Source organism: Brevundimonas sp. FV1ye7S (genome assembly GCF_058680995.1).
Window position 1 is genome coordinate 994,764 of the sequence record NZ_CM178726.1, and the last position, 23,832, is coordinate 1,018,595.

Here is a 23,832-nt window from a genome sequence, read left to right on the forward strand (position 1 = left end):
CAGACTCCGGCAACAAGGAGCACCGCCATGACCTATGCGAGCCTGATGGTCTATGTGGATGACGAGGCCGACAATGTCGCGCGGATCGGTTTCGCGCGCGATCTCGCCGCCATTCACGACGCGACCCTGATCGGGATCTCCGTCAGCGAGCCCGAGCCGCCGCTGGTCGACGCCTATGTCGCCGGGGGAATGGCCGGTGAAATCCTGGCCCTGCGCCGGGACCAGGCCGACGGCGAACTGTCCGCCGCCAAGGCCCGTTTCCTCGAAGCCATGAAGGACACCGGCATAGATCACGAATGGCGGGCGGAGACGGGCTATCCCGCCTCCTGTGTCGCACGCCATGCGCGGGCCGCCGACCTGATCCTGGTGGGGCGTGACGCCGGGCGTCTGCCCTATCGTGCGCCGGACGCGGGCGACCTGATCATGAACATCGGCCGGCCTGTCCTGGTCGCGCCGCCCCGGGCCTCGGCCGCGCCGGTCGACGGGGTCGTCCTGGTGGCGTGGAAGGAAGGGCGCGAGGCTCAGCGCGCCGTCGCCGCCGCCTTGCCGCTGATGAAACAGGCCCGCGAGGTCAAGGTGGTCGAGATCTGCGCGTCGGCCGACGCGGCCGCCGCCGCGGCGCGGGTCGCCGACGTCGCCGCCTGGCTGCGCCGCCACGGCGTCGTCGCCGAAAGCGAGGCCAAGGTGCGCGACGAACGCCCCGCCGGCGACCGCATCCTGGCCCTCGTTGAACAGACCGGCGCCAATCTGATCGTCGCCGGCGCCTGGGGCCATTCCCGGATGCGGGAATGGGTGTTGGGCGGCGTCACCCAGGCCCTGCTGAACCGCAGCCAGTCCTGGCTGCTGCTGAGCCATTGACGCTTCAGCGGTCTTCTCGCGCATGGAAGATGCGGGCGACCACGACGACGTCCGCATCGACGCGGTATTGGACGACGTAGCCGCTGTCGCCGAAGCGGATGTAAAGCTAGCGGTGATCTTCTTTTTTCCGTCCCATGAACGGCGTGCGGGGTAGAAGGGATACGGATTGGGTGATTGCCCGAAACGCGCGCAGGGCGGCGCGTGGATTGCGCTCGGCCAGAAAGGCGGCGAGGCGTCGCCTGTCACGAACCGCCTGTTCCGAGAAGCGGAGTTTCACCGTCGGGCGTCGAGGCGCGCTTTCAGGTCCGTTTCGAACGCCGTCGACCATTCCTCGAAGGTTTCGTGGACGCCCGTGCGATCATATTCGGCCAGAGCTTCCGCCGCGGTCGGACCCTCTGGAGGCGCGGCGTAAAGCCCGGTCAGCCCCGCTTCGAAAGCAACTTGGTCTTCTCTGACGCCACATAAATTCTCTGTAAGCGCCCTGTCCAGGACAGCGGCAGTATAGGCTTCCGACGTCATGCCCGCCGCATGCGCGGCGGCCTTGAGCCGCTCAAGCGCCTCGTCGGTCAGGGGCAGGGTCAGGACATGATCGGCCATAACCGCATCATCTCACAACTATGAGTAGTTGTGAACTCACATCGCCGCGAACGGGTACGGGCTGACCGATTTGGACCAGTCGTCCACGGCCAGCGGCCGGTCGATGGGCGCCGCAGCGCGTTCGGCGCAGGGATGGCGGTGGCACAGGCGGCAGGCCGGGCCGATGGGCGTGACCTCGGGCCGTTCCAGATCCAGGCCGTGGGCGTAGGCCAGACGGGGGGCGTGGCGCAGTTCGCAGCCCAGGCCGACGGCCAGATCGTGGGCGTCGCCATAGCCGTCCTGGCCCTGGCGTTCGACCGTGCGGGCGAAGGTGAACCAGCGCCCGCCATCCGGCGTCTCGATGATCTGGGTGATGATCCGGCCCGGCGTACGGAAGGCCGAGTGCAGCCGCCAGCGCGGGCAGGCGCCGCCGAAGCGGGAGAAGGGAAAGGCGCCGGCGGCATAGCGTTTGGAGATATTGCCCGCCTGATCGACCCGCATCAGGAAGAAGGGCACGCCCCGCGCCGTCGGCCGCGACAGGGTTGTCAGCCGATGCGCCGCCTGTTCATAGCTGACCCCGAACCGGGCCTGGAGCCGCGCCAGATCATATCCGGTCTCTTCCGCCGTGCGCTGGAAGGCGGCATAGGGCATCAGGATCGCGGCGGCGAGGGTATTGGTCAGGGCCACCTTCAGCAGGGATCGCGTCGGGCCGTCCGGGGCGTTCGCAGCCTGGACCATGGCGTTCAGGGCAGGGCCCTGCTCGGCCAGGGCCAGTTGATAGGCGATGGCGAAGGCGCGCGACGACGGGCCCAGGGCCTCGGACAGCAGCAGGCGGCGGCGGTGCAGGTCGTAGCGGCGGGTCCATTCCACCATGACCTCGGCCGGCAGGGTGCGGACGCCCAGATCGTGTTTCGCCGCCAGCCGCTGGCGCGCGGCAGGTTCGAAACCGTCGGCGTGGGCCGGCGCCTCGGCCGCCAGGGCCTCGGCCAGGGCCTCGCCCATCTGGTCCAGTTCGGGGAAGTGGTTGCCGCGCGACTGGATATATTCGCGCACCCATTCGGCCGGGCTGGTGTCCACCAGGCCTTCGCCGTTCTCGGCGGCGGCGCGGGCCCGGGCGCGGCCGTCGTCAAAGGCCTGGTACAGGCGCAGCATGGCGTCCGCGACGCCGGGCGCCTCTTCCAGCAACTGCACCAGTTCGTGACGGGGCAGGGACAGGCCCGCGAACAGAGGGTCGGTCAGAACCTCGCCCAGCCGCGCCTCGTCCGCCGCCCCGCCCTGGTTCAGGCTGCGCAGATCGACGTCATAGGTCTCAGCCAATCGCAGCAGCAGCTGGGCCGAAACGGGCCGCTGATTGCGTTCTATGTGGTTGAGATAGCTGGGCGAAACGCCCAGGTCGGCCGCCATGGCCGTCTGAGTCAGAGCCAGGTCGCGCCGCAGCCGCTTCAGCCGGGCGCCGAGGAAAAGCTTGCGATCAGCGGCGATTTCCATGGTCGGAGAATGTCACATTATGACTGACTATGCAAAGTCATGATATGACAAACTGACATCAATACGGGCTTAGGCACTGTGTCATTCGTGACTTCTGCGTGTTCTTGTCTCCGAGACGGCGGCTGCGGCCGCGCCATTCAGAGACCGAGTTCGACCATGACCACCTTCGCCGACCTGGTTCCTTCGCCCGCCGGCCGTTTCGACGGCATCGAGCGTCCCTATACCCCTGAGGACGTTCTGCGCCTGCGCGGCTCCGTGCCGATCACCCACACCCTGGCCGAGCGCGGCGCCAACCGTCTGTGGCAGTTGCTGCACGACGAGCCCTTCATCAACGCCTTGGGCGCCGTCACCGGCAACCAGGCCATGCAGATGGTCCGCGCCGGTCTGAAGGCCATCTATCTGTCAGGCTGGCAGGTCGCGGCCGACGCCAACACCGCTTCGGCCATGTATCCGGACCAGTCGCTGTACCCGGCCAACGCCGCGCCGGAACTGTGCCGCCGCATCAACCGCACCCTGCAGCGCGCCGACCAGATCGAGCACGCCGAGGGCGGCGCCAAGCGCGACTGGTTCGCCCCGATCGTCGCCGATGCGGAAGCCGGCTTCGGCGGCCCGCTGAACAGCTTCGAGATCATGAAGGCCTTCATCGAGGCGGGCGCCGCCGGCGTCCACTTCGAGGACCAACTGGCGTCGGAGAAGAAGTGCGGTCACCTGGGCGGCAAGGTGCTGATCCCGACCCAGGCGCATGAGCGCAATCTGGTCGCCGCCCGTCTGGCCGCCGACGTCATGGGCACGCCGACCATCACGGTCGCCCGCACTGACGCCGAAAGCGCCCAGTTGATCACCTCGGACATCGATGAGCGTGATCAGCCCTTCATCGACCGCGACAACCGCACCCCCGAGGGCTTCTTCCGACTGAAGGAAGGCACGGGTCTGGATCATTGCATCGCGCGCGGCCTGTCTTACGCCAACATCGCCGACCTGCTGTGGTGGGAGACCTCGCACCCGGACCTGGACGACGCGAAGAAGTTCGCCGAGGCCGTGCAGAAGAAGCACCCCGGCAAGCTGATGGCCTACAACTGCTCGCCCTCCTTCAACTGGAAGGCCAAGCTGGACGACGCCACCATCGCCAAGTTCCAGCGCGAGCTGGGGGCCATGGGCTACAAGTTCCAGTTCGTGACCCTGGCCGGCTTCCACGCCCTGAACAACTCGATGTTCGAGCTGGCGGACGGCTATCGCGATCGCGGCATGGCGGCCTATTCCGAACTGCAGCAGCGCGAGTTCGCCAACGAGGCCATCGGCTACACCGCCACGCGTCACCAGCGCGAAGTCGGCACCGGCTATTTCGACCAGGTCGCCACGGTCATCTCCAACGGCACGTCCTCGACGACAGCGCTGAAGGACTCGACCGAGACCGCCCAGTTCACCCACGCGGCTTAAGGCCCCCCTCAGCTTAAGGCCCCCTCAGCTTAAGGAAAGGAACCTCCATGGAACCGCTGACCCGAACCGAAGCCATCATCGACTTCTGCCTGGCGCCCCTGGCGCTCGACACAGGCACCGAGGCCGAACGCGAGGTGCGCCGTCGCATGACCCATGTGCTTCGAACCTATCAGGCCAAGGTCGCCAAGCCGATCGCCGTGGACTTCTCGTCCATGCCGTCCCAGGTGATCAACGAGGCCGCGCACGGCTACGAATAAGCCGTCCCGCGCAAGGAAAAGGCCCGCTCCGATCGCTCGGGGCGGGCCTTCGTCCGTCTGAACGGGTTTAGCGCGACGAAGAGGGCGAGGTGTTCAGCGAGGCCGTCGGCGACGGCGCGGGCGTCTGCGTCAGGGTGACCGAAACCGGCGAAACCGCGGCGGGGGGCGTGCTGGTTTCTTCGGGATCGCCGACCGTGATCGAGGTCGTGAGCACCGCCTGGGTGGTGCAGGTGGCCAGGTCGCGTGCGACGTGACGGCCCAGGCAGAACATGTCCTCATAGGCGGGGCGCGAGGCGGCCAGGCACTGGAACAGCATCAGTTTGGACATGTTCAGGCAGAATTCGCTGTTCGTCTCGACCACCAGGGCGTCGGTATTGGCCCGGGCCTCGTCGCCGGCGGCCCCGAGAGCGGCCAGGGCGGCGATGGCCAGCGACCGCGTCAGGGCCGGCGTATAGGGCGGCGCCTTGCGCGACGCCTCGACCGACAGACCCTGGCCGGTGTTGGCGGCCGTGAACAGACGGCTCGATTCATCGCCGGAAGGCAGCATGGTCGCCGCCGACAGGGTCTTGGCGCCCTCCAGCCGAACTTCGCGGTTGGGCACGTGGGTGACGGCCCAGCGACGGCGCGGATCGTTGCGTTCCTGAACCGTATAGGCGTCGGCCTCGACGGCCTCGGCGATGGCGCGCATCGCGACGGCGTCCTTGCCGATGGTGGCGGTGATCAGGCCCGCCGCAGCGTCGGCGCCGGGCAGGGTGGCGGCATAGGCCGGATCGGCGACGATCTGGGCGATCATCTGCTGGCGCTGGACGGGATCGGCGGCGAACTGGCGCACCCCGGCCACGAACTCGGGCGACTGAAGCGCGATGATCGAGCCGTAGGCGATCAGGCCGCGCGACAACTGGGCCGGCTCATACGAGGCGCCCTTGCGGATGGCGGCCTGGATGGATTCGGCGTCCGGGAAGCCGCCGGGCTGGATGGTCTCGGCCTCCCGCAGGAAGGCGACATAGATCGAGGCCGCCTGGGCCACGCCCTCGTTCAGCGAAACCGGCGGCGGAGGCGGCGGGGGAGGCGGAGGCGCCTCTGGCTCCTTGGTGGTGCAACTCGCCAGGAAAACAGCGGCTGCCAGGGCGGCGATCGACAGGCCGCGGGTCATGAAGGCCTTGGGCATAGGGGCGCGTCCACAGAACTATGGCCCCGGACGGGGCGTGTACTTGAAGCCGCTTATAACGTGAGGAAAGTGGTTTGCCGAAGATTAATCGAACAACTTCGACACGGATTCTTCGTTGGCGATCCGCCGGATAGCTTCACCGATAAGCGGAGCCACGGAAACCCTGCGGATTTTCGGGCACTTCAGCACTTCATCGGGTTGTTCGATGGAGTCGGTGATCACCAGTTCCTTCAGCGGCCCGTCGGTGATGCGCTGCACGGCGGGGCCGGACAGAACGCCGTGGCTGATATAGGCCGAGACCTCGGTGGCGCCCTGATCAATCAACGCCTTGGCCGCATTCACCAGGGTGCCGCCCGAATCGACGATGTCGTCGAACAGGATGCAGCTTCGGCCCTCGACGTCGCCGATGATGTTCATGACCTCGCTTTCGCCCGCCTTGGGGCGACGCTTGTCGACGATGGCGAGGTCGGCGTTCAGGCGGCTGGCCAGCGATCGGGCGCGCACCACGCCCCCGACGTCGGGCGAGACGATCATCAGGTCGTCGCCGCGCGCATAATTCTCGCGGATGTCCTGGGCCAGGACCGGCGTGGCGACCAGATTGTCGGTCGGAATGTCGAAGAAGCCCTGGATCTGGCCTGCGTGCAGATCCATGGTCAGCACCCGGTCGGCGCCGGCGCGGGTGATCAGATTGGCGACCAGCTTGGCCGAGATGGGCGTGCGGCCGCCGGTCTTACGGTCCTGACGCGCATAGCCGAAATAGGGCATGACGGCCGTGATCCGCCGGGCGGAGGCGCGCACCAGCGCATCCGTGATGATCAGCAGCTCCATCAGATTGTCGTTGGCCGGATAGCTGGTCGACTGAAGGATGAAGACGTCCTCGCCGCGGACGTTCTCCTCGATCACAGCGAAGACCTCATTGTCGGCGAACCGCTTGACCTGGGCCTTGGTCAAGGGGGCGTCCAGATGGTCGGCGATAGCCTGAGAGAGGCCGCGGTTGGAGTTGCCTGAGAGCAGCTTCATCGGCTGGTCATCCTTTCGCCGTCATCCGACCCCCATGAACGGCGGTCGGTTGGCGCGCTCTTTACCAGCGGTGCCGGGCAGGGCAAGTCGTGTGCGGAGAGTTTTCGTCGGCATGGCGCGGTCCGGTCGTGGGTGCTAGAGAACGCCGCGTTCGTTTCCGAAGCCAGGCCGAGGGTCTGTCTTTGCTCGTCATGGGGTCATCCTTGTCCGTTTCCAAGATCCGTTCCGGCCTGGTGCTGATGGCTGCGGCCGCCGCCGCAATGACAATCGCGGGCTGCGCCGGCAACGCACGACCCAAGCTCGCCTATGAGGAACGGCCGGTCGAGGCCCTGTACAACACCGGCTACCAGCGCCTGGAACAGCGCCGCTGGGCCGACGCCGTCGACTATTTCCAGGAGGTGGAACGCCAGCATCCCTATTCGGACTGGGCGCGCCGCTCGATCCTGATGCAGGTCTACGCCTTCTATCAGAACAATAATTACGCGGACGCCATCGCGGCTTCGGACCGGTTCATCTCCCTGTTCCCGGGCAATCCCTCGGCGGCCTACGCCTTCTACATGAAGGCGGTCTGCAACTTCGAACAGATCACCGACGTGGGTCGCGACCAGGGCTACGCCAACGCCGCCCTGGCCGGTCTGAAGGACGTGGCTCGCCGCTATCCGGGCACGCCCTACGCCAGCGACGCCGCCGTCAAGATCGACATGGTCAACGACCAGCTGGCCGGCAAGGAAATGAACATCGGCCGCTATTACCAGCGCGCCAACCAGCCGCTGGCGGCCCTGAACCGCTACAAGGCCGTCATCGCCAACCCCGAGTTCCAGCGCACCTCCCACACGCCCGAGGCCCTGTACCGCCTGGTCGAGGTCAATCTGCAGCTGGGCCTGAAGGAAGAGGCGACCCGCAACGGCGCCGTCCTGGGCTACAACTTCCCCGGCAGCCCCTGGTACGCCGAGGCCTACGCCCTGCTGACCGAAAACGGCCAGACCCCGGAAAAAGCCCCCGAGGCCAAGCGCGAATCCTGGCTGCAGCGGATCATCCCCGGCTGACCCGCCGAAGACTGTCGCCGGAAAGCCTTGTGCATTTCAGCACATCTCCCGATTCTGTCGGCGTGATCCTGATTCGTTCCACCGGCGACCACCTGCCATGCTGACCGCCCTTTCCATCCGCGACGTCGTCCTGGTCGACGTGCTGGATCTCGACGTCGAGACCGGCCTGACCGTGCTGACGGGCGAGACGGGGGCGGGCAAGTCGATCATTCTGGACGCCCTGGGTCTGGCCCTGGGCGGGCGCGGCGACGCCGGCCTGGTGCGCCACGGGGCCAAACAGGCCGTGGCCACCGCCATCTTCAGCGCCCCCGACGACCCGGACCTGCTGGCCCTGATCGCGGACAAGGGGTTCGAGGTCCAGCCGGGCGAGGACCTGATCCTGCGCCGTGTGCTGAACGCCGACGGCCGTAGCCGGGCCTATGTCAACGACCAGCCCGCCGGGGTCACGGCCCTGCGCGAGATCGGCGCCGCCCTGGTTGAGGTCCACGGCCAGCATGAGACCGTCGGCCTGCTGGACTGGCGCACCCACCGGGGCCTGCTGGACGCCTATGGCGGCCTGCAACCCCAGCTCCAGGCCGTCGCCGCCGCCTCCGCCAAGCTCAAGGCCGCCGAGGCCAAACTGGCCGAGCTGAAGGCCCAGGCCGCCGACGCCGCCGCGCGTCTGGACGAGATCAGCCTGAACCTGTCCGAATTGGACGCCCTGGACCCTCGCGCCGACGAGGAGACGGAACTGGCCGGCGAACGCGCCCTGCTGGGCGCCGCCGAAAAAGCCATCGCAGACCTGGCAGACGCCCGCACCCAGCTGGGCGGCGACAAGCTGAGCCAGAAACTGGGCGCTGCGCTTCGCGCCGTTGAACACGCCCGCCAGCGCGCCGGCCAGGCGGGGGCCGAGGGCGACCATCCGGTCATCGTCAAACTGTCCGCCGCCGTCGAGGCCATCGACCGCACCATGGTCGAGGCGGCCGAGGCGGTCGCCGCCGTGGACGCCGCCGCCGACGCCTTCGACTATGAGCCCGGCCGCCTGGACAAGGCCGAGGAACGGCTGTTCGCCCTTCGCGCCGCCGCCCGCAAGCTGAACACCACGGTCGACGCCCTGCCGTCGCTTCGCATCCGCCTGCGCGAACAGCTGCGCCTGATCGAGGACGGCGAGGAGGCCCTGGCCAATGCGGGCCGCGAAGCCGCCGAGGCCGCCGAATCCTACGACCTGGCCGCCACCTTCCTGACCTCGGCGCGCGAGGCGGCGGCCGACCGCCTGACCGCCGCCGTCATGGGCGAACTGGGCCCGCTGAAGCTGGAGCGCGCGCGGTTCCGCGTGGCGCTGGAGCCGATCGAGGGCCGGCGCGGCCCCGACGGGGTCGAGACCGTCCGCTTCCAGATCGCCACCAACGCCGGAACCGACTTCGGCCCCCTGGACGCCATTGCGTCAGGCGGCGAACTGGCCCGGTTCGCCCTGGCCATGAAGGCCGCCCTGGCCAGCCGCGAGGACATGCGCCAGCCGGTGATGATCTTCGACGAGGTGGACCAGGGCGTCGGCGGCGCCGTGGCCGAGGCCGTCGGCTCGCGCCTGAAACGCCTGTCCACCGGCGCCCAGGTCCTGGTCGTCACCCACAGCCCCCAGGTCGCCGCCCGCGGCCACGCCCACTGGAAGGTGATGAAGGCCGACCACGAGGGGATGACGACCACCACGGTGGTGGCCCTGGACGACGCGCGGCGTCAGGAAGAGATCGCGCGGATGCTGTCGGGGGCGGAGATCACCGACGAGGCACGGGCGGCGGCGCGGGCGTTGATCGGGTAGGGGCGTTGGGGGCGTGATCTGCTCCCTTCCTGATCCCTCGGTTTCAGTGAGAGTCCATCATCCCGGCGTCATCGTCGATCACGAAACAGAGTGATTTCTCACGCGTCTGTCTCGCACGCTCTCGACAAGCAGAAGGTGAACGCGGCTCCACCTAGGTCGCTGCTCGTCACGTCAAGAGATCCCCCGTGGCGTTCGACAATGGTTCGCGTAACGGATAGGCCGAGCCCCATCCCAGAACTCTTCGTTGTCATGAGCGGTCTGAAGATCGTCTCAATCTGATCAGCCGCCACGCCAGGACCGTTGTCCGTGACGCTGAGTTCAAAGATCGTGTCGGAGATCGCTCTCCCCACCACCCGGATTATGCCATCGGAACGTCCAGTCAAGGCTTCGGCGGCGTTCCGCACCAAGTTGATCACCGCCTGCTGGAACTGGATACGTTCAGCGCGGACGTGATCATTGTCCTCATCGATGATGATCTCCAGAGCGACGCCGGCGTCGCTCTGAATTAAGGAGAGGATCCCATTCAGATCGCCCACCATTTCTGAGACACGCTCGACCTGAAGGTCGCGACTGTCATGGGACAGCAATTCCCGCATGCGACGTATGATCGATCCTGCGCGCAAGAGCTGCGCCTTCGCAAGATCGAGGGTTTGGCTCGCGCTTGCGCTGATAGGGTCGGCTCTCTGAAGGACACGTTGGCTGGCGTGGATGTAAGTGGTGGCGGCCCCTAACGGCTGGTTCAGCTCGTGCGAGAGGGTCGCCGCCATCTCTCCGAGGGAGTTCAAACGCCAAACCTGGTTCAGCTGAGATCTAAGCTCCCTAGATCGCGCCTCTGCACGCTCGATATTCCGGGCCTGTGCCCTGCGAGCGGAGATGTCTCTGATGTTGGCATGTATTCGAGGCCCTCCGGATTCATGAGACACAGACATCCAAAGTTCGATATCGAGATCAGAGCCGTCTCGCCGCTTTGCCGGCAGTTCAATTCGACGCCCCAGGCGGGCCGCCCCGCTCTCCTGCCACCGCAGCATTCCCTGCCGATGCGCTTCCTGCTGCTCTGGAGGAACGATGATCGTCACATTAGCGCCGAGGGCCTCCTCTGCGGGGAAACCAAACAGGCGTTCTGCACCCACCGACCAACCCACAACCCGGCCCGCGACGTCGCAATCAATGAGAGCATCTGCAGAAGCGGCCAAGGCCTGACGCATCGCTGCGGTGCGGTGACGTTCGGTGAGTTCGGCTTCGCACGCTTCCGCCAGGAGTTTCAATCTGGAGACCAGACGTGGGTCATAGGTTCTCGGTCGGGGATCAAGCGCGCTGAGCGTGCCCACGGTTTGGCCGTTTACCGTCAGCGGAACCCCGGCGTAGAAGCGGATGTAGGGCTCCCCCGTGACGTAACGACTATTGCGAAACTGTGGGTCCGCCAACGCATCGGACACCCACGACACGCTTGCCGGGTTCAACACCGCGTGGCTGCAAAAGCTATCGGCGGGAGCTATGAAATCACTGTCGAACCCAGCCCCGCCCACGACATAGATGCATGTGCGTTCGACGAGGCTGACTAACCCCACGGCGGATTCGGCGACGTCGGCGGCTAGCGCAGCAAGAACCTGGAGGCTTGGATCACGCTGGCCCGGGACGAGCCCGAGGGACTGAAGCATCGCCAGACGCTGGCTCTCCGCTGTCAAACTTGCCGCCTCCATCAGGTGATCGTCGCACGGAGAAGCCTGTTTGCACAGCCCGTCGGCGGCATAGACCAGCGCCATAAGCGCGTTCCGATTCGACATCTCAATCACGCGTTCTCGGTGACTGACGATTGCCGACCAGTACAAGGCGCTATTGTCTGAACGGATTAATCTTCGCGCGGAATACTCCTGATCCTTCAGCGTAATCACGGCTTCTCAAGCTATTGTGGTCGAATGGCTTGGCTGTGGCTCGGCCACCTGAACGTCTGCTCTGCAGCGAGGACTCAATTTCCGCTGTTGGCCGCAAGTCGGCATTGGCTTGAGCAAGAGCTTCGAAAATGCCGCCCGAGTTCCCGAAAGGATATCGTCGGATTTCAAGCGCGTGAGGACCGGAATACCCAATCAACCTGATACGCTTCAAACCCGCCGTATAATCCCCGCCGGTCTTTGAAAAACGTGAAGCTCGTCTATCGCACCCTTTTGCACATGGCGCCGTTTCGCCTGTGCACGTGCAATCGCCGGAACGGCGCCTCGGCCAAAGTGCGCTATCTACACCCTGTTTTTTCGTCTCCGCCGCCGTGGGCCTCGTCCGGGGGAGACGGCCTCGACATCAATTCCGCGCGGGTTAGCGGTCCTGTCATCATCGTGCTAAGAGCCGCACCCTTTATACGGGCGGCGATGTCGCCAGAGCATTTCAGTCTTCAGGAGAAGCACACATGAGCAGGGTGCTGGTCATTGGCGCCGGCGGCGTCAGTTCCGTCGCGGTCCACAAGATGGCGATGAATGCGGACATCTTCTCGCACATCACTCTGGCGAGCCGCACCAAGTCCAAGTGCGACGCCATCGCCGAATCCGTCAAGTCGCGCTTTGGCGTGACTATCGACACGGCGGCGATCGACGCCGACGACGTGGCGGCGACCACGGCCCTGATCCAGGCGGTCAAGCCCGCCCTGGTCGTCAACCTGGCCCTGCCGTACCAGGACCTGGCCATCATGGACGCCTGCCTGGCGGCCGGGGTCAACTATCTCGACACCGCCAACTACGAGCCGCGCGACGAGGCCAAGTTCGAATACAAATGGCAGTGGGCCTATCAGGACCGCTTCAAGGAAGCCGGGCTGATGGCCCTGCTGGGCTCGGGCTTCGACCCCGGCGTGACCTCGGTCTTCACCACCTATACGAAGAAGCATCTGCTGGATTCGATCGAGACGCTCGACATCCTGGACTGCAACGGCGGCGACACCGGCTTGCCGTTCGCGACCAACTTCAACCCCGAGATCAATCTGCGCGAGGTCACCGCCCCGTCGCGTCACTGGGCCGACGGCCAGTGGGTCGAGGGCCCGGCCCTGAGCCACAAACAGACCTTCGACTTCGAGGGCGTGGGGCCCAAGAACATGTACCTCATGTATCATGAGGAACTGGAGTCGCTTGCCAAATTCTATCCGGAAATCAAGCGTATCCGCTTCTGGATGACCTTCGGTGACTCCTACCTCAAGCATCTGGAAGTGCTGGAGAATATCGGCATGACCTCGATCGAGCCGATGATGTTCCAGGGCCGCGAGATCATCCCGATCGAGTTCCTGAAGGCCCTGCTGCCGGAACCTTCGTCGCTGGGTCCGATCACCAAGGGCAAGACCAATATCGGCACCATCGCCACCGGTCTGAAGGATGGTTCGGCCAAGACGGTCTACGTCAAGAACATCTGCGACCACCAGGAAGCCTATGCCGAGACCGGCAACCAGGCCGTCAGCTACACCACCGGCGTCCCCGCCATGATCGGCGCGGCCCTGATGCTGACCGGCCAGTGGAAGGGCGAGGGGGTGTTCAACATTGAACAACTGAACCCCGATCCCTTTATGGACATGCTGAACAAGCACGGTCTGCCGTGGACGGTCGAGGAACTGCCCGCTCCGCTGGACTTCTGAGGATACGCCCATGGTCATGCAGACCCAGGCCGGCGGACCGGGCGCCTTCGCTCGGTTCGATCTGAACCGCGTCCCGTCGCCCGCCTTCGTGGTCGACGAGGTCGCGGTGCGCCGCAACCTGTCGGTCCTTCAGGACGTCGGGACGCGCGGCAACGCCCGGGTCCTGCTGGCCCTGAAGGCCTTCTCCATGTGGTCGCTGGCCGACGTCGTCGGGGAATACCTCGACGGCGTCTGCGCCTCGGGCCTGTGGGAGGCGCGGCTGGCGCGGGAGTTCTATCACGGCCACCTGACCACCTATTCCCCGGCCTACAAGCCCGCCGACCTGCCCGAGATCCTGCGTCTGTCGGACACGGTCATCTTCAACGCCCCGGACCAGATCGCCCGTTTCGCCGACCTGATCGCCGCCGCCCGCGCCGAGGGCCAGGTGTTCGATATCGGCCTGCGGCTGAACCCCGAGCATTCGGAGGGCGAGGTCGCCAAATACGACCCCTGCCAGCTGGGCTCGCGCCTGGGCTTTCCGGTGTCGCAACTGACGCCCGAGCATTTGCAGGGCGTCGACGGCCTGCACATCCACGCCCTGTGCGAACAGGGGTTCGAGCCGCTGGAGCGGATCTGGGCTGCGGTGGAGCCGAAGCTGGCGCCTCTGCTGGCTGACCTGAAGTGGATCAACCTGGGCGGCGGCCATCACGTCACTCGCGCCGACTACCGCATCGACGCCCTGGTCGGCTTCCTGAAGGAGTTGGGCGAGCGCTACGGGCTTCAGGTCTATATTGAGCCGGGCGAGGCCATTGCGCTGGACGCCGGCATATTGGTGGGCGAGGTGCTGGACACCTTCCACAACGGCCTGCCCATCGCCATCACCGACATCTCGGCGACCTGCCACATGCCCGATGTGATCGAGGCGCCCTATCGCCCAGCCATGCTGAACGAGGCCGAGGCGGGCGTGACCTATCGCTTGGGCGGTCCTTCGTGCCTCGCGGGCGACATCATCGGCGACTATGGCTTCGCCACTGCGCCGACCGCCGGAACCCGCATCGCCTTCCTGGACCAGGCCCACTATTCGATGGTGAAGACCAACACCTTCAACGGGGTGCCGCTGCCGGCCATCGCCCTGTGGAACAGCGACACTGACGCGCTGAAGCTGGTCCGCGAATTCGACTATTCCGAGTTCCGCGACCGCCTGTCCTGATATCGAGAACCTCGACAAATTCTCCAGAATTTGTCGAGGTTTTCTCCAGGTTCAGACCCCCAGAATCCAGCCTTCCTCCTGCTCGACCTGAGCGATCAGTTCGGGCGTGGCGTCCTTGGGCGGACCGAAGGCCTTGGCCAGGTCGCCGGCCTCGTCCATGTGGGCTAGGGCCTCGGCGGTGGAGCGGACCTGGGCCTGATCCTTGAACTCGCCCTCGTTGGGCTTGCCGTCGAACATGGACGGCCAGACCTCGACCACCAGGGCCGACAGGGGCTCGACGTCCTCAGGGCTAAGGGCGCGCCAGCCGGTGCCGAACGGCCAGACGGCGCCCGAAGACCCCAGGCTTTCCAACAGTCTACGCACAGCCGGGATTCCCACCAGGGTCTGACCGCCCACGGCGCCGGCGCCGTGCATCTGCCACACGCTCTTGGGCTGCAGCCTGCCTTTGCGCGCCGCATTCTCGGTCGCCCGGAACTCGGGGATGTCGGCGCCCGCGCCTGCGGGCGGCTTGGTGGTCGTCAGCCAGCGCTGCGCCTGTTTCGCCGGCGCCCCCCACAGCGGCCAGGCCTCGTCCGTCATCAGCCGGTTCATCTTGGCCGCCACCTGGTAGCGGTTGTTCGTATTATCGGCCTTGTCCACGACATTGGACGCGATGAATTTCCACATGGCCTGCCAAGGAGTTCCGTCCAGCTTCAGCCGCGCGGCCGTGCCGACCGGATAGCCGAAGTTGAAGTCCAGCCCGACCAGAACCCGGTCGCCGCGCTTCCTGTGATCCGCCAGGATCGAGGCCAGCAGGGCCTCACCCTCGGCCCGCGTGGCGACATTGTGCGTCTCGGTATAGAGGCGGAACCGCACGTCGCGCTTCGCCACCCCGATCCACAGCGAGGTGTCGCCGAGTTTCTTGGTTTCGGCGGCGGTCCAGTCGGCGACGACATAGGCGTCGAATAGGCGGGCCAAGGCGGCCTCCCGTAAAAAGGCGTGTCGATAGGAATGAGCGGGGTTTCTAGACCTCTCGCCGCTCAATCGGAAGGGGCGATGGGGGCCCGTCAGCCCTTCAGCAGGGCTTCCAGGTGCGACAGCCAGCGTCGGCCCAGCCGTAGCGCCTCACCGGGCGAACCGGTCCCGCCTGCCAGGGCGGCGTCCCACAGGGCCAGCTCGAACTCGGGATGGCGGGCGTCCGCGAACATCAGCCGCAGCACCACCTGTTCGGCGTCGGGCGCCAGCACGTCCAGCGCCTTGCGCGCCTCGCCGCGCCGGATGCGGGCGACCACATGACCGTCGACGATGATTTCGCCGCCCTCGACCTCCTCGAAGGCGTAGGCCAGGCCGTGGGCGCCGTTGGCCCAAAGCACGACAACCTGTTCGATGTCGAAGTTCAGGGCGCAGGCCCGGCCCTCGCGGGGCGAAACGGCCTCGACCTCGGGCGGAGCGCCCAGGGCCTTCAGCAAGGCGCGGCGGATGCGGCGCGGCGGCTCCATCCACCAGGACAGGGCCAGGGCCAGGGTCGTCAGCAGGGCCGCCGCCAAGGCGATCAGCAGGATCACCCGCACGACCTCGGCCATGGCTCAGACCTCCGTCCCGGCCGACAGGTCGATATCGACCACCACCGGCACATGGTCGCTGGGCTTGTCCATGTCGCGCGCGTCGCGATGGGTCTCGATCCCGCGCAGACGGTCCGCCGCCTGGGGCGAGAGGAGGGCGAAGTCGATGCGGATGCCGTGGTTCCTTTGCCAGGCGCCGGCCTGATAGTCCCAGAAGCTGTAGGTCCCGGCCGGTTCGCCGCCGACCTCGTGGGCGTCGGCTAGGCCCAGATTCTTCAACGCGCGGAACGCCTGTCGGCTCTGGGGCTGGAACAGGGCGTCGTCGGTCCAGGCGGCGGGGTTCTTGGCGTCTTCCGGCTCGGGAATGACGTTATAGTCGCCGCACAGGGCCAGCGGCTCCTCGAAGGCCAGCAGGCCGCGGGCGTGGCGGTTCAGCCGCTCGAACCAGGCCAGCTTGTAATCGAACTTCTCGGTCCCGATCGGATTGCCGTTGGGCAGATAGATGGACGCCACCCGGAGCGGCCGGGGCGCCTCGATCACGGCTTCCAGATAGCGGGCCTGTTCATCGGTCTCGTCGCCGGGCAGGCCGCGCCGGATGTCCGACAGCGGGTATTTCGACAGCAGGGCCACGCCGTTGTAGCTCTTCTGGCCGTGGGTCTCGACATTATAGCCCAGGCTCTCGAAGGCCTCGCGCGGGAATTTCTCGTCCACGCATTTGATCTCCTGGAAACAGGCGACGTCGGGGGCGGCCTGCTCCAGCCAGGCCAGCACGGTGGGCAGGCGGGCGTTGACCGAGTTCACGTTCCAGGTGGCGATGCGCATGACGGCGACGGTAGGGCGCGTCTCGGTTTCGGAAAAGAGGCGACGCAAAACAAAAGGGCCGCCGGATCGCTCCGACGGCCCTTTGTAGGTTCTGCGATGGTCGCTTAGGGACGGCCGCCGGCCGGCGCCGGAGCGGCGGCGGGCGCGGTGGTCAGCTTGCAGCCGCCGCCGATCTGCTGGGCGGTGGCGCAAGGATAGACCTGTTGCACGACATTCTCAGTGTTCAGACGGGCGATGAGGCCGTCGCCGGCGGCGCATTTGGCTTCATAGAAGACGCCGTTGGCGTTGCGGCCCATCAGACGGGCTTCGGTCACGTCGCAGGAGGCGGCGTCCGAACCCGCGAAATAGGATTTCACAAGGGCGGCGTTCTCGGCCGAGGTGGTGAAGGCGCAGGTTCCATTTTCGGCCAGCACCTGGATGCAGGGGGTCTTGGTCCAGGTATTGTTCAGTTGCTTGAGCCAGAAGCCCGCGCCGTCGGAGCAGCCGGCTTCGTACATGACGCCGCCGTCGTTGGCCTTGCCCAGCACCTTGACCTCGTCGACCGTGCAGGCGACGCCTGCCTGGACGGCGTATTCGCGCAGGAATCTCTGCGTGTCGGTGTTAGCGGCGATCGTGCACTGGGGACCAGGGTCGGCGGCCGGGTCACGCGCACGCAGGGTTTCGGCCGAATGGGCCAGCAGGATGCAGCTGGCCGCCTCGGGCGGGGTCTTGGCTTCGATGATGAAGCCCGGGCCGGCGGCGCAGGCGACTTCATAAACTGTGGTGTTGGCGGTCGTCTGGCCGAGAAGCTTGGATTCGCTGACCTGGCATCCGGTGTTGGCCAGGGTGGCCTGCTCCTGGGCGGCAGCCTGGATCTGCTCGGCCGTCGGGGCGGCGGGGCGGCGTTCGCGGCGTTGACGAGAGGCCGAGGCGCGCGAGCCGCCTTCAACCGTGGCGGGCTGGTTTTCGGGGCCGCGCTGCTGTTGCGCGAAGGCGGGAGCGACCGATATGGCGCTGAACAGGAGCGCCGCGAGGGCGGCGGCGATGCGGGCTTTCATGGAACACCTTCGGTTGGGAACGGCTGAAGGCTTCGTGGCGGTCTAATCGGGCGGGGTCAAGGCGGCTGTGGACGGCGTGGGCAAGACCTGACTAAGGTTTGATCGTTTTTATTGGAGACGCACTTGGCGGACGATGCAGCGGCCCTGAACCAGGGGATGGAGGCGCGAGGCCTGACCTATCCCATGCCCGATGCGCCCGCGCCCGGCGTGGCGGTCGAGGTCGCGCGCGGGGTGTTCTGGTTGCGGTTCGCCCTGCCGTTTCAACTGAACCATGTGAACGTCTATGTCCTGCGGGACGGCGACGGCTGGACGGTCGTTGATACGGGACTGCGGACGCCGGACGCCGTGGCGGCGTGGGAGGCGGCGCTGGCCGGACCTTTGGAAGCGCGCTCGATCCACCGGCTGATCTGCACCCACATGCACCCCGACCATATCGGCCTGGCGGGTTGGCTGTGCGCGCGCAGCGGCGCGCCCCTGCTGATGTCGCGGCTGGAATATGTCACCGCCCGGATGTTGATGGCCGAGGGCGGCGACGCGCCCGAAGACGGTGAACGCTATTATCGCGCTGCGGGCTGGAGCGAGGCTCAAATCGATCGCTGGCGCGCGGACTACGGCGGTTTCGCCAAGGGGGTGTCGCCGATGCCGCGCAGCTATCTGCGGCTGTCGGATGAGGATGTGATCCAGATCGACGGGGACGACTGGACCGTGGTGGTCGGATCCGGCCACAGTCCCGAACATGTCTGCCTGTGGCGGCGCTCGGATGATGTCTTCATCGCCGGAGACCAGATCCTGCCCCGGATTTCATCCAATATCTCGGTCTGGCCGACCGAGCCTGAAGCCGATCCTTTGGGCGACTGGATGGACTCCCTGGAGAAGCTGCGGGACCTGTTGCCCGAGGGCGCATTCGTTCTGCCGGCGCACGGCGAACCCTTCCACGGCGTTCACGCCAGGCTGGACGCGCTGAAACGCGGGCATGAAGTCGCGCTGAAACGGCTTGAGCGGACGTTGCGTCAACCGTCTAGGGTGATCGACGGCTTCCCGGCCGTGTTCGGTCGGGCGGTCGGAGACGGGGTGCTGGGCATGGCCACGGGCGAGGCCCAGGCGCACCTGAACTATCTGGAAAAGCGCGGCCGCGCCGAGCGGACGCGCGACGAGAACGGCGTCGACTGGTGGACAGCCGTCAAATGGGACGAGGAAACGACGTGAGCGAACATATCCGCACCCAACTGGCCGACGGCGTCCTGACCCTGACGCTGGACCGGGCCGACAAGAAGAACGCCATCACCCAGGCCATGTATTCGGCCCTGTCCGAAGCCGTCGAACAGGCGCGGACCGACGATACGGTGCGGGTGCTGCTGCTGCGCGCCGAGGGCGACAGCTTCTCGGCCGGCAACGACATCGGCGATTTCATCGCCATCGGGTCGCAGACCGAAAAGCCGTTCGACATGTCGGTGTTCCGCTTCCTGAAGGCGCTGGCCGATCTCGACAAGCCGCTGGTGGCGGCGGTGAAGGGGCGGGCGGTCGGCATCGGCCTGACCATGCTGCTGCATTGCGATCTGGTGGTGGTGGCCGAGGACGCCCTGCTGTCCGTGCCCTTCGTCAATCTGGCCCTGGCGCCCGAGGCGGCGTCCAGCCTGTTGCTGCCGGCCGTGATCGGTCATCAGCGGGCGTTCGAGATGTTCGCCCTGGGCGAGCCCTTGGACGGCAAGACGGCCGTGGCCTGGGGCCTGGCGAACCGGGCGGTTCCGGCCGATCAGGTCGAGGCGACGGCGGCGGACCTGGCGGCCCGTGTCGCGGCGCGCGCGCCCAACTCCCTGCGCAAGACCAAACGGCTGATGCGCGACGCCGAGGGTCTGTGGGCCCTGATGCAGCGCGAGGGCGAGGCCTTCGGTTCGCAGATGAAGAGCCCGGAGGCCATGGAGGCCTTCATGGCCTTCACCAAGAAGCGGGCACCGGACTTTTCCAAGCTGGGCTGACGCCAGCGTCACAAGACTGCGCCTTGATTTGGCGCAGCTTTGGTTCTAGGTGCGCGCGCCTCTTTCTGGAGCGCCCATGTCGCACGCCCTTGCCCAGACGGCCGCTGTCGCCGGCCGTATCGACGCCGAGATCCCGGCCGACGCCGACGGCGTGGAGGCCCTGGTTCTGGTCGCCTTCGGGCCGGGTCGTTTCGCCAAGACGGCGGAGCGACTGCGCGAGGGTTCGCGCCCAGCGGCCGGATTCGTCGCGCGCCGGGACGGCTGCATCGTCGGTTCGGTACGGCTGTGGCCGGTCCTGATCGGTCAGACGCCGGGTCTGTTCCTGGGACCCATCGCCGTGGACGCCGCCAGTCGCAGCGACGGCCTGGGCGCCGAACTAGTGCAGGCCTGTTTAGACCAAGCGCGGACCCTGGCGGTCGGCGGGGTGCTGCTGGTCGGCGACCGGGCCTATTTCGAACGTTTCGGCTTCGTCGGCGCGCCCGAAGCCGAGATGCCGGGGCCGGTGGATCGTCGTCGAGTGCTGTGGCTGGCGACGGGCGTCGAGACCGTCTCCGGGCCTGTTCGCATCGGCTGATCTTTCGCGGGGCCTTGGCGGGGCCTAAGTCATGGTCCGATATGACGCACATGGATGACCAGAAGCCGGGACTGAAAGCGATCGTCGAGGCGGCGAAACAGGCGCCCGGGCGGGGCCTGCCGCCGGTCCACCTGTGGAACCCCGAACACTGCGGCGAGATCGACATCGTCATCCGACACGACGGCGTCTGGATGCACGAGGGATCGCCCATCGGCCGCGAGGCGCTGGTGCGGCTGTTCTCGACCGTGCTGCGCAAGGATCCGGACGGCTATCATCTGGTCACGCCGGTCGAGAAGCTGAAGATCACGGTCGAGGATCTGCCGTTCCGGGCCGTGTCGGTCGGGCGCGAGGGCGACGACCTGATCTTCACCACCGACGTCGGCGACGAGGTGCGGGCGGGCGAGACCGACGCGATTGTGGTGGAGACCGATCCGGAGACGGGCGAGCCGGCGCCGCGCGTGCATGTGCGGCGCGACCTGTGGGCGCGGATCACGCGCTCCGTGTTTTACGAACTGGTCGAGATGGCCGAGGAGGTCGACGGTCGGCTAGTGGTGCGGTCCGGCGGGCGAGCGTTTTCCCTGGGGGCTGTGGCGTGACCCTGGCGACCTTGAGGAACCGGCTGGTCCAGCGGCTGGACCCGGTCGAAGCCTGGCGTCCGGAAGGGCTGGCGGCGCGGTCCGACTTCGACCTGAACCCCAAGGCGGCGCGGCCGATGCGGGAGTTGCGGCCGGCGGCGGTGCTGATCCCGGTGGTGGCGCGGCCCGAGGGGGCGACGGTGCTGCTGACGCGGCGGGCGGACACCCTGGTGCGGCATACGGGGCAGATCGCTTTTCCAGGCGGACGGCTGGATCCCGGCGAAAACGCGGTCCAGGCGGCGCTGCGCGAGGCGGACGAGGAGGTGGCCCTGAACCCGGCGAAGGTCGAGGTGCTGGGCCTGTCCGACGCCTATGAGACCGGCACCGGGTTTCTGGTCACGCCCGTGATCGGCTGGCTGCACGAGGCGCCGGTCACGACGCCGGCGCCGGCCGAAGTGGCCGAGGTGTTCGAGACGCCGTGGGACTTCCTGATGGACGCCGCCAACCACCGGCAGGACTTCTACGACATGGACGAGGGGCTGCGGCGCTGGTTTTGGGCCATGCCATGGGGCGAACGCTATATCTGGGGTGTGACAGCCGGCATCCTGAAGGCGCTGCACGTCCGCCTGTACGGAGACGAGCCGGCGCCCGAGCTTGCGGCCGAGGAGGATGCGGCATGACCGTGTCCATGCAGGGCCAGCCTTGGCTGGAGGCCCAGGCCACCCAGGCGGTCATGGCGGCCTTGCAGGCGGCGGGAGGCCCCGACTGCGCCCGGTTTGTCGGCGGCTGCGTCCGCAACAGTCTGCTGGGCCAGCCGGTGGACGACATCGACATCGCCACCCGGCTGAGGCCCGAAGAGACCATGGCGGCCTTGCAGGCCGCGGGGCTGAAGGCCGTGCCCACGGGGTTGGAGCATGGCACGGTCACCGGGGTGTCCGAGCGCAAACCCTATGAGATCACCACCCTGCGCCGGGACGTGGAGACCGACGGACGGCGCGCGGTCGTGGCCTTCACCGAGGACTGGGGCGAGGATGCGGCGCGGCGGGACTTCCGCCTGAACGCCCTGTACGCCGATGCGGCCGGCACGGTGTTCGACCCGACTGGCGGCGGCCTGGCGGACGCGGCCGAGGGGCGGATCGTCTTTGTCGGCGAGGCCGAGACGCGGATCCGCGAGGACTATCTGCGCATCCTGCGGTTCTTCCGGTTCCAGGCCTGGTACGGGCGGGGCCAGCCCGATGCGACCGGGCTCGCGGCCTGCGCGGCGCTGAAGGTCGGGATGGCGCAACTGTCGGCCGAACGGGTGTCCAAGGAATTGCTGAAACTGCTGGCGGCGCGCGATCCGCGATCCACGGTGCGGGCGATGGCCGAGACGGGCGTTCTGGGGCAGATCTTGCCCGAGGCGCAGCCGCTGAACCTGTTCGAGGCGATGTGCGGACTGACGGGCGATCCGGTGCTGCGTCTGTCGGCCCTGTTGCCGGCGGATGCGGTTGCAGTTGCGAAGATCGCGGGGAGCCTGCGGCTGTCGAACGGGATGCGGGACCGGCTGGCGGCGGCGGTCGCGGAGGGTCCAGCCGTGGCTCCCGGCATGACCGATGCCGAGGCGCGGGCGGCGATCTATCGGCTGGGACGCGACGCCTTCGAGGATCGGCTGACACGGGCCGAGGCGGCGGGCGGAGACGGCGCGGCCTTGCGACGGCTGGCGGCCGAGTGGACGCCGCCGAAAATGCCGGTCGGCGGGCGGGACCTGGCGCGGCTGGGCCTGAAGCCGGGCCCGGAGACGGGCCGTGTTCTGAACGCCTTCGAGACGGGCTGGATCGCCGACGATTTTCCCTCGGACGGTCACGAGGCGCGGCTGAAGGCCGCTATGGCGTCGCCCGCGTGAATTCGGTGACGACGGGATAGTGGTCCGACCCGGTCGGTTCGCCGATACGGCGGCTGATCAAGGCCAGGTCCGGCGAACGATAGACCTGATCGATGGTGATGCCGGCGAAGGCGGGCAGGCGGCTCGGCCAGGTGCCGGGGAAGCCGGGCGCGGGCAACAGGTTCATGTCGGACTGGATCTGACGGCCGATCCGGGCGCTGGACACGCTGTTGAAATCGCCGGCGACGATGGTCGGATGAGGCGCCGCCTTTTCCCGTCGTGCGGTCAGGGCCATGACCTGGTTTATCTGGCCCCATTGATACTGGTACGGCCAGGGGCGGGTCAGGTGGACGCCGAAGACGTTGACGGCCCCGACCGGCGTTTCGACGACGGCGCCTATCGCCGCCAGATCGTCGCGAAACGACGGCAGCTTGCCCTGGATCGGATAGCGCGAGGCGACGATCGACAGGGCCCGGCCGCTGGGGTCTTCGATGCGGCCCATGACCGCCCGATTGGGATAGCCGGCCAGAACCTCGTCGAGCCGGTCCGCCGGCGCATCTCCGACCTCGACCAGAACGACGATGTCGGCGTCGGCGTCGACGATGGATCGTCGGATCGCGGCGACGTCGGTGTTGTCCACCCAGAGATTGGCTGAGTACAGGCGGATTATCGGCTGGTCGGGTTGAGGACGGCCAAGGGGCGTCATCCACTGGGGCCAGACAGCGGCCAGCAGGACAAGGCCGGCCAGCACGCCTACGACGAAGGCCGGCCACAGACGCAGGACCAGGCAGGCCAGGGTCAGCACCGTCGCAGCCAGCAGCACGGGGGCGGTGAACTGGGCCAGGATGTCCACCCATCGATGGCCGATCCCGCTGAGACCAGCCACGCCGAAGCCCGACAGCCCGATCAGAACGAGGCTGGCCGCCGCATTGCTCGCCGGCTTCAGCAGGGACATGGCATATTGCCTTTCTTGGTGAACGGTGTCGGCTATGCCGCGTTAGGGCGACG

General features: G+C 67.1%; 24 protein-coding genes. 13 read left to right on the plus strand and 11 right to left on the minus strand.

The annotated features are described in order from the left end of the window. Window positions 1-27 precede the first annotated feature (27 nt). A complete protein-coding gene (locus ACW18C_RS04765; protein WP_008261966.1) occupies window positions 28-858 on the plus strand; it encodes a universal stress protein in 831 nt (276 codons plus the stop codon). A gap of 106 nt (window positions 859-964) precedes the next feature. Here ACW18C_RS04765 and ACW18C_RS04770 read toward each other — a convergent pair whose 3' ends face one another. The 3 genes from ACW18C_RS04770 to ACW18C_RS04780 are packed head-to-tail and all read right to left on the minus strand — an operon-like array spanning window position 965 to window position 2,922. Beyond that, entirely contained in the window at window positions 965-1,186 is a 222-nt protein-coding gene (locus ACW18C_RS04770; protein WP_492073100.1) for a type II toxin-antitoxin system RelE/ParE family toxin, read from the minus strand. Further along, on the minus strand, window positions 1,132-1,455 hold the full coding sequence (locus ACW18C_RS04775) for a hypothetical protein (protein ID WP_492073102.1): 324 nt from the start codon (window positions 1,453-1,455) through the stop codon (window positions 1,132-1,134). Before ACW18C_RS04775 ends, ACW18C_RS04770 begins: the two co-directional genes overlap by 55 nt. 36 nt (window positions 1,456-1,491) lie before the next feature. After that, window positions 1,492-2,922: a helix-turn-helix domain-containing protein gene (locus tag ACW18C_RS04780; protein ID WP_492073103.1), complete on the minus strand. Its 1,431-nt coding sequence runs from the start codon at window positions 2,920-2,922 to the stop codon at window positions 1,492-1,494. A 156-nt stretch (window positions 2,923-3,078) separates the two neighbouring features. Between ACW18C_RS04780 and aceA the strand changes: the two genes are divergently transcribed. Further along, window positions 3,079-4,359 (plus strand): isocitrate lyase, encoded by a 1,281-nt coding sequence (gene aceA / locus ACW18C_RS04785; protein WP_492073104.1) that lies wholly within the window; start codon window positions 3,079-3,081, stop codon window positions 4,357-4,359. A 47-nt stretch (window positions 4,360-4,406) separates the two neighbouring features. Then, window positions 4,407-4,616 carry a hypothetical protein gene (locus tag ACW18C_RS04790; RefSeq protein WP_008262023.1) on the plus strand — a complete coding sequence of 70 codons (210 nt, stop codon included), beginning with the start codon at window positions 4,407-4,409 and terminating at the stop codon, window positions 4,614-4,616. A gap of 67 nt (window positions 4,617-4,683) precedes the next feature. On the opposite strand, the gene ACW18C_RS04795 is transcribed toward ACW18C_RS04790, so the two are convergent. Beyond that, a complete protein-coding gene (locus ACW18C_RS04795) occupies window positions 4,684-5,784 on the minus strand; it encodes a hypothetical protein (protein WP_291751480.1) in 1,101 nt (366 codons plus the stop codon). Between the two features lie 84 nt (window positions 5,785-5,868). Next, window positions 5,869-6,804, minus strand: a complete 936-nt coding sequence (locus ACW18C_RS04800; RefSeq protein ID WP_008261436.1) for a ribose-phosphate pyrophosphokinase — start codon at window positions 6,802-6,804, stop codon at window positions 5,869-5,871. 191 nt (window positions 6,805-6,995) lie between these two features. On the opposite strand from ACW18C_RS04800, the gene ACW18C_RS04805 reads away from it, so the two are divergent. Further along, the gene (locus tag ACW18C_RS04805; RefSeq protein WP_008262322.1) at window positions 6,996-7,850 is read left to right on the plus strand and encodes an outer membrane protein assembly factor BamD; all 855 of its coding nucleotides are present in this window, start codon (window positions 6,996-6,998) and stop codon (window positions 7,848-7,850) included. 97 nt (window positions 7,851-7,947) lie between these two features. Next, entirely contained in the window at window positions 7,948-9,645 is a 1,698-nt protein-coding gene (gene recN / locus ACW18C_RS04810) for a DNA repair protein RecN (RefSeq protein ID WP_492073108.1), read from the plus strand. A gap of 98 nt (window positions 9,646-9,743) precedes the next feature. Here the strand turns inward: recN and ACW18C_RS04815 are convergent, their stop codons facing one another. Beyond that, entirely contained in the window at window positions 9,744-11,537 is a 1,794-nt protein-coding gene (locus ACW18C_RS04815) for an ATP-binding protein (protein WP_492073110.1), read from the minus strand. 506 nt (window positions 11,538-12,043) lie between these two features. On the opposite strand from ACW18C_RS04815, the gene ACW18C_RS04820 reads away from it, so the two are divergent. Together ACW18C_RS04820 and ACW18C_RS04825 are read left to right on the plus strand one after the other, a co-directional pair. Continuing rightward, on the plus strand, window positions 12,044-13,249 hold the full coding sequence (locus tag ACW18C_RS04820; protein ID WP_492073111.1) for a saccharopine dehydrogenase family protein: 1,206 nt from the start codon (window positions 12,044-12,046) through the stop codon (window positions 13,247-13,249). A gap of 10 nt (window positions 13,250-13,259) precedes the next feature. Then, the gene (locus tag ACW18C_RS04825; RefSeq protein WP_492073112.1) at window positions 13,260-14,438 is read left to right on the plus strand and encodes a carboxynorspermidine decarboxylase; all 1,179 of its coding nucleotides are present in this window, start codon (window positions 13,260-13,262) and stop codon (window positions 14,436-14,438) included. 51 nt (window positions 14,439-14,489) lie between these two features. On the opposite strand, the gene ACW18C_RS04830 is transcribed toward ACW18C_RS04825, so the two are convergent. From ACW18C_RS04830 to ACW18C_RS04845, 4 genes are all read right to left on the minus strand, one after another. Further along, a complete protein-coding gene (locus ACW18C_RS04830) occupies window positions 14,490-15,395 on the minus strand; it encodes a cobalamin biosynthesis protein CbiG (RefSeq protein ID WP_492073115.1) in 906 nt (301 codons plus the stop codon). 89 nt (window positions 15,396-15,484) lie between these two features. Next, a complete protein-coding gene (locus ACW18C_RS04835; RefSeq protein ID WP_492073117.1) occupies window positions 15,485-16,000 on the minus strand; it encodes a hypothetical protein in 516 nt (171 codons plus the stop codon). A 3-nt stretch (window positions 16,001-16,003) separates the two neighbouring features. Beyond that, window positions 16,004-16,801 carry an exodeoxyribonuclease III gene (gene xth, locus ACW18C_RS04840; RefSeq protein WP_492073118.1) on the minus strand — a complete coding sequence of 266 codons (798 nt, stop codon included), beginning with the start codon at window positions 16,799-16,801 and terminating at the stop codon, window positions 16,004-16,006. Window positions 16,802-16,905: 104 nt separating this feature from the next. Continuing rightward, complete coding sequence (locus tag ACW18C_RS04845) at window positions 16,906-17,838, minus strand: hypothetical protein (RefSeq protein WP_492073120.1); 933 nt, start codon at window positions 17,836-17,838, stop codon at window positions 16,906-16,908. A gap of 123 nt (window positions 17,839-17,961) precedes the next feature. Here ACW18C_RS04845 and ACW18C_RS04850 point away from each other — a divergent pair, with 123 nt between their 5' ends. From ACW18C_RS04850 to ACW18C_RS04875, 6 genes are all read left to right on the plus strand, one after another. Beyond that, on the plus strand, window positions 17,962-19,044 hold the full coding sequence (locus ACW18C_RS04850; protein ID WP_008263335.1) for an MBL fold metallo-hydrolase: 1,083 nt from the start codon (window positions 17,962-17,964) through the stop codon (window positions 19,042-19,044). Beyond that, a complete protein-coding gene (locus tag ACW18C_RS04855) occupies window positions 19,041-19,814 on the plus strand; it encodes an enoyl-CoA hydratase (protein ID WP_492073122.1) in 774 nt (257 codons plus the stop codon). Before ACW18C_RS04850 ends, ACW18C_RS04855 begins: the two co-directional genes overlap by 4 nt. A 76-nt stretch (window positions 19,815-19,890) precedes the next feature. Further along, window positions 19,891-20,388: a GNAT family N-acetyltransferase gene (locus ACW18C_RS04860; protein ID WP_492073123.1), complete on the plus strand. Its 498-nt coding sequence runs from the start codon at window positions 19,891-19,893 to the stop codon at window positions 20,386-20,388. A 50-nt stretch (window positions 20,389-20,438) separates the two neighbouring features. Beyond that, window positions 20,439-20,984 carry a DUF1285 domain-containing protein gene (locus ACW18C_RS04865; RefSeq protein WP_492073124.1) on the plus strand — a complete coding sequence of 182 codons (546 nt, stop codon included), beginning with the start codon at window positions 20,439-20,441 and terminating at the stop codon, window positions 20,982-20,984. Beyond that, window positions 20,981-21,643 carry a CoA pyrophosphatase gene (locus ACW18C_RS04870; RefSeq protein WP_492073125.1) on the plus strand — a complete coding sequence of 221 codons (663 nt, stop codon included), beginning with the start codon at window positions 20,981-20,983 and terminating at the stop codon, window positions 21,641-21,643. Before ACW18C_RS04865 ends, ACW18C_RS04870 begins: the two co-directional genes overlap by 4 nt. Further along, entirely contained in the window at window positions 21,640-22,845 is a 1,206-nt protein-coding gene (locus tag ACW18C_RS04875) for a CCA tRNA nucleotidyltransferase (RefSeq protein ID WP_492073126.1), read from the plus strand. Before ACW18C_RS04870 ends, ACW18C_RS04875 begins: the two co-directional genes overlap by 4 nt. Here the strand turns inward: ACW18C_RS04875 and ACW18C_RS04880 are convergent. Further along, window positions 22,826-23,779, minus strand: coding sequence for an endonuclease/exonuclease/phosphatase family protein (locus ACW18C_RS04880; protein ID WP_492073128.1), 954 nt, complete (start codon window positions 23,777-23,779; stop codon window positions 22,826-22,828). The two genes, ACW18C_RS04875 and ACW18C_RS04880, sit on opposite strands and share 20 nt — an antisense overlap. Window positions 23,780-23,832 lie beyond the last annotated feature (53 nt).

Bases quoted from the DNA above. Each gene is read 5' to 3' on its own strand.
- ACW18C_RS04790 (WP_008262023.1), top strand. From the start codon at position 4,407: ATGGAACCGCTGACCCGAACCGAAGCCATCATCGACTTCTGCCTGGCG.
- ACW18C_RS04765 (WP_008261966.1), top strand. From the start codon at position 28: ATGACCTATGCGAGCCTGATGGTCTATGTGGATGACGAGGCCGACAAT.
- ACW18C_RS04820 (WP_492073111.1), top strand. From the start codon at position 12,044: ATGAGCAGGGTGCTGGTCATTGGCGCCGGCGGCGTCAGTTCCGTCGCG.
- ACW18C_RS04875 (WP_492073126.1), top strand. From the start codon at position 21,640: ATGACCGTGTCCATGCAGGGCCAGCCTTGGCTGGAGGCCCAGGCCACC.
- ACW18C_RS04770 (WP_492073100.1), bottom strand. From the start codon at position 1,186: ATGGTCGACGGCGTTCGAAACGGACCTGAAAGCGCGCCTCGACGCCCG.
- ACW18C_RS04795 (WP_291751480.1), bottom strand. From the start codon at position 5,784: ATGCCCAAGGCCTTCATGACCCGCGGCCTGTCGATCGCCGCCCTGGCA.
- xth (WP_492073118.1), bottom strand. From the start codon at position 16,801: ATGCGCATCGCCACCTGGAACGTGAACTCGGTCAACGCCCGCCTGCCC.
- ACW18C_RS04835 (WP_492073117.1), bottom strand. From the start codon at position 16,000: ATGGCCGAGGTCGTGCGGGTGATCCTGCTGATCGCCTTGGCGGCGGCC.
- ACW18C_RS04860 (WP_492073123.1), top strand. From the start codon at position 19,891: ATGTCGCACGCCCTTGCCCAGACGGCCGCTGTCGCCGGCCGTATCGAC.
- ACW18C_RS04775 (WP_492073102.1), bottom strand. From the start codon at position 1,455: ATGGCCGATCATGTCCTGACCCTGCCCCTGACCGACGAGGCGCTTGAG.
- ACW18C_RS04865 (WP_492073124.1), top strand. From the start codon at position 20,439: ATGGATGACCAGAAGCCGGGACTGAAAGCGATCGTCGAGGCGGCGAAA.
- ACW18C_RS04880 (WP_492073128.1), bottom strand. From the start codon at position 23,779: ATGTCCCTGCTGAAGCCGGCGAGCAATGCGGCGGCCAGCCTCGTTCTG.
- ACW18C_RS04825 (WP_492073112.1), top strand. From the start codon at position 13,260: ATGGTCATGCAGACCCAGGCCGGCGGACCGGGCGCCTTCGCTCGGTTC.
- recN (WP_492073108.1), top strand. From the start codon at position 7,948: ATGCTGACCGCCCTTTCCATCCGCGACGTCGTCCTGGTCGACGTGCTG.
- ACW18C_RS04805 (WP_008262322.1), top strand. From the start codon at position 6,996: ATGGGGTCATCCTTGTCCGTTTCCAAGATCCGTTCCGGCCTGGTGCTG.
- aceA (WP_492073104.1), top strand. From the start codon at position 3,079: ATGACCACCTTCGCCGACCTGGTTCCTTCGCCCGCCGGCCGTTTCGAC.
- ACW18C_RS04800 (WP_008261436.1), bottom strand. From the start codon at position 6,804: ATGAAGCTGCTCTCAGGCAACTCCAACCGCGGCCTCTCTCAGGCTATC.
- ACW18C_RS04845 (WP_492073120.1), bottom strand. From the start codon at position 17,838: ATGAAAGCCCGCATCGCCGCCGCCCTCGCGGCGCTCCTGTTCAGCGCC.
- ACW18C_RS04780 (WP_492073103.1), bottom strand. From the start codon at position 2,922: ATGGAAATCGCCGCTGATCGCAAGCTTTTCCTCGGCGCCCGGCTGAAG.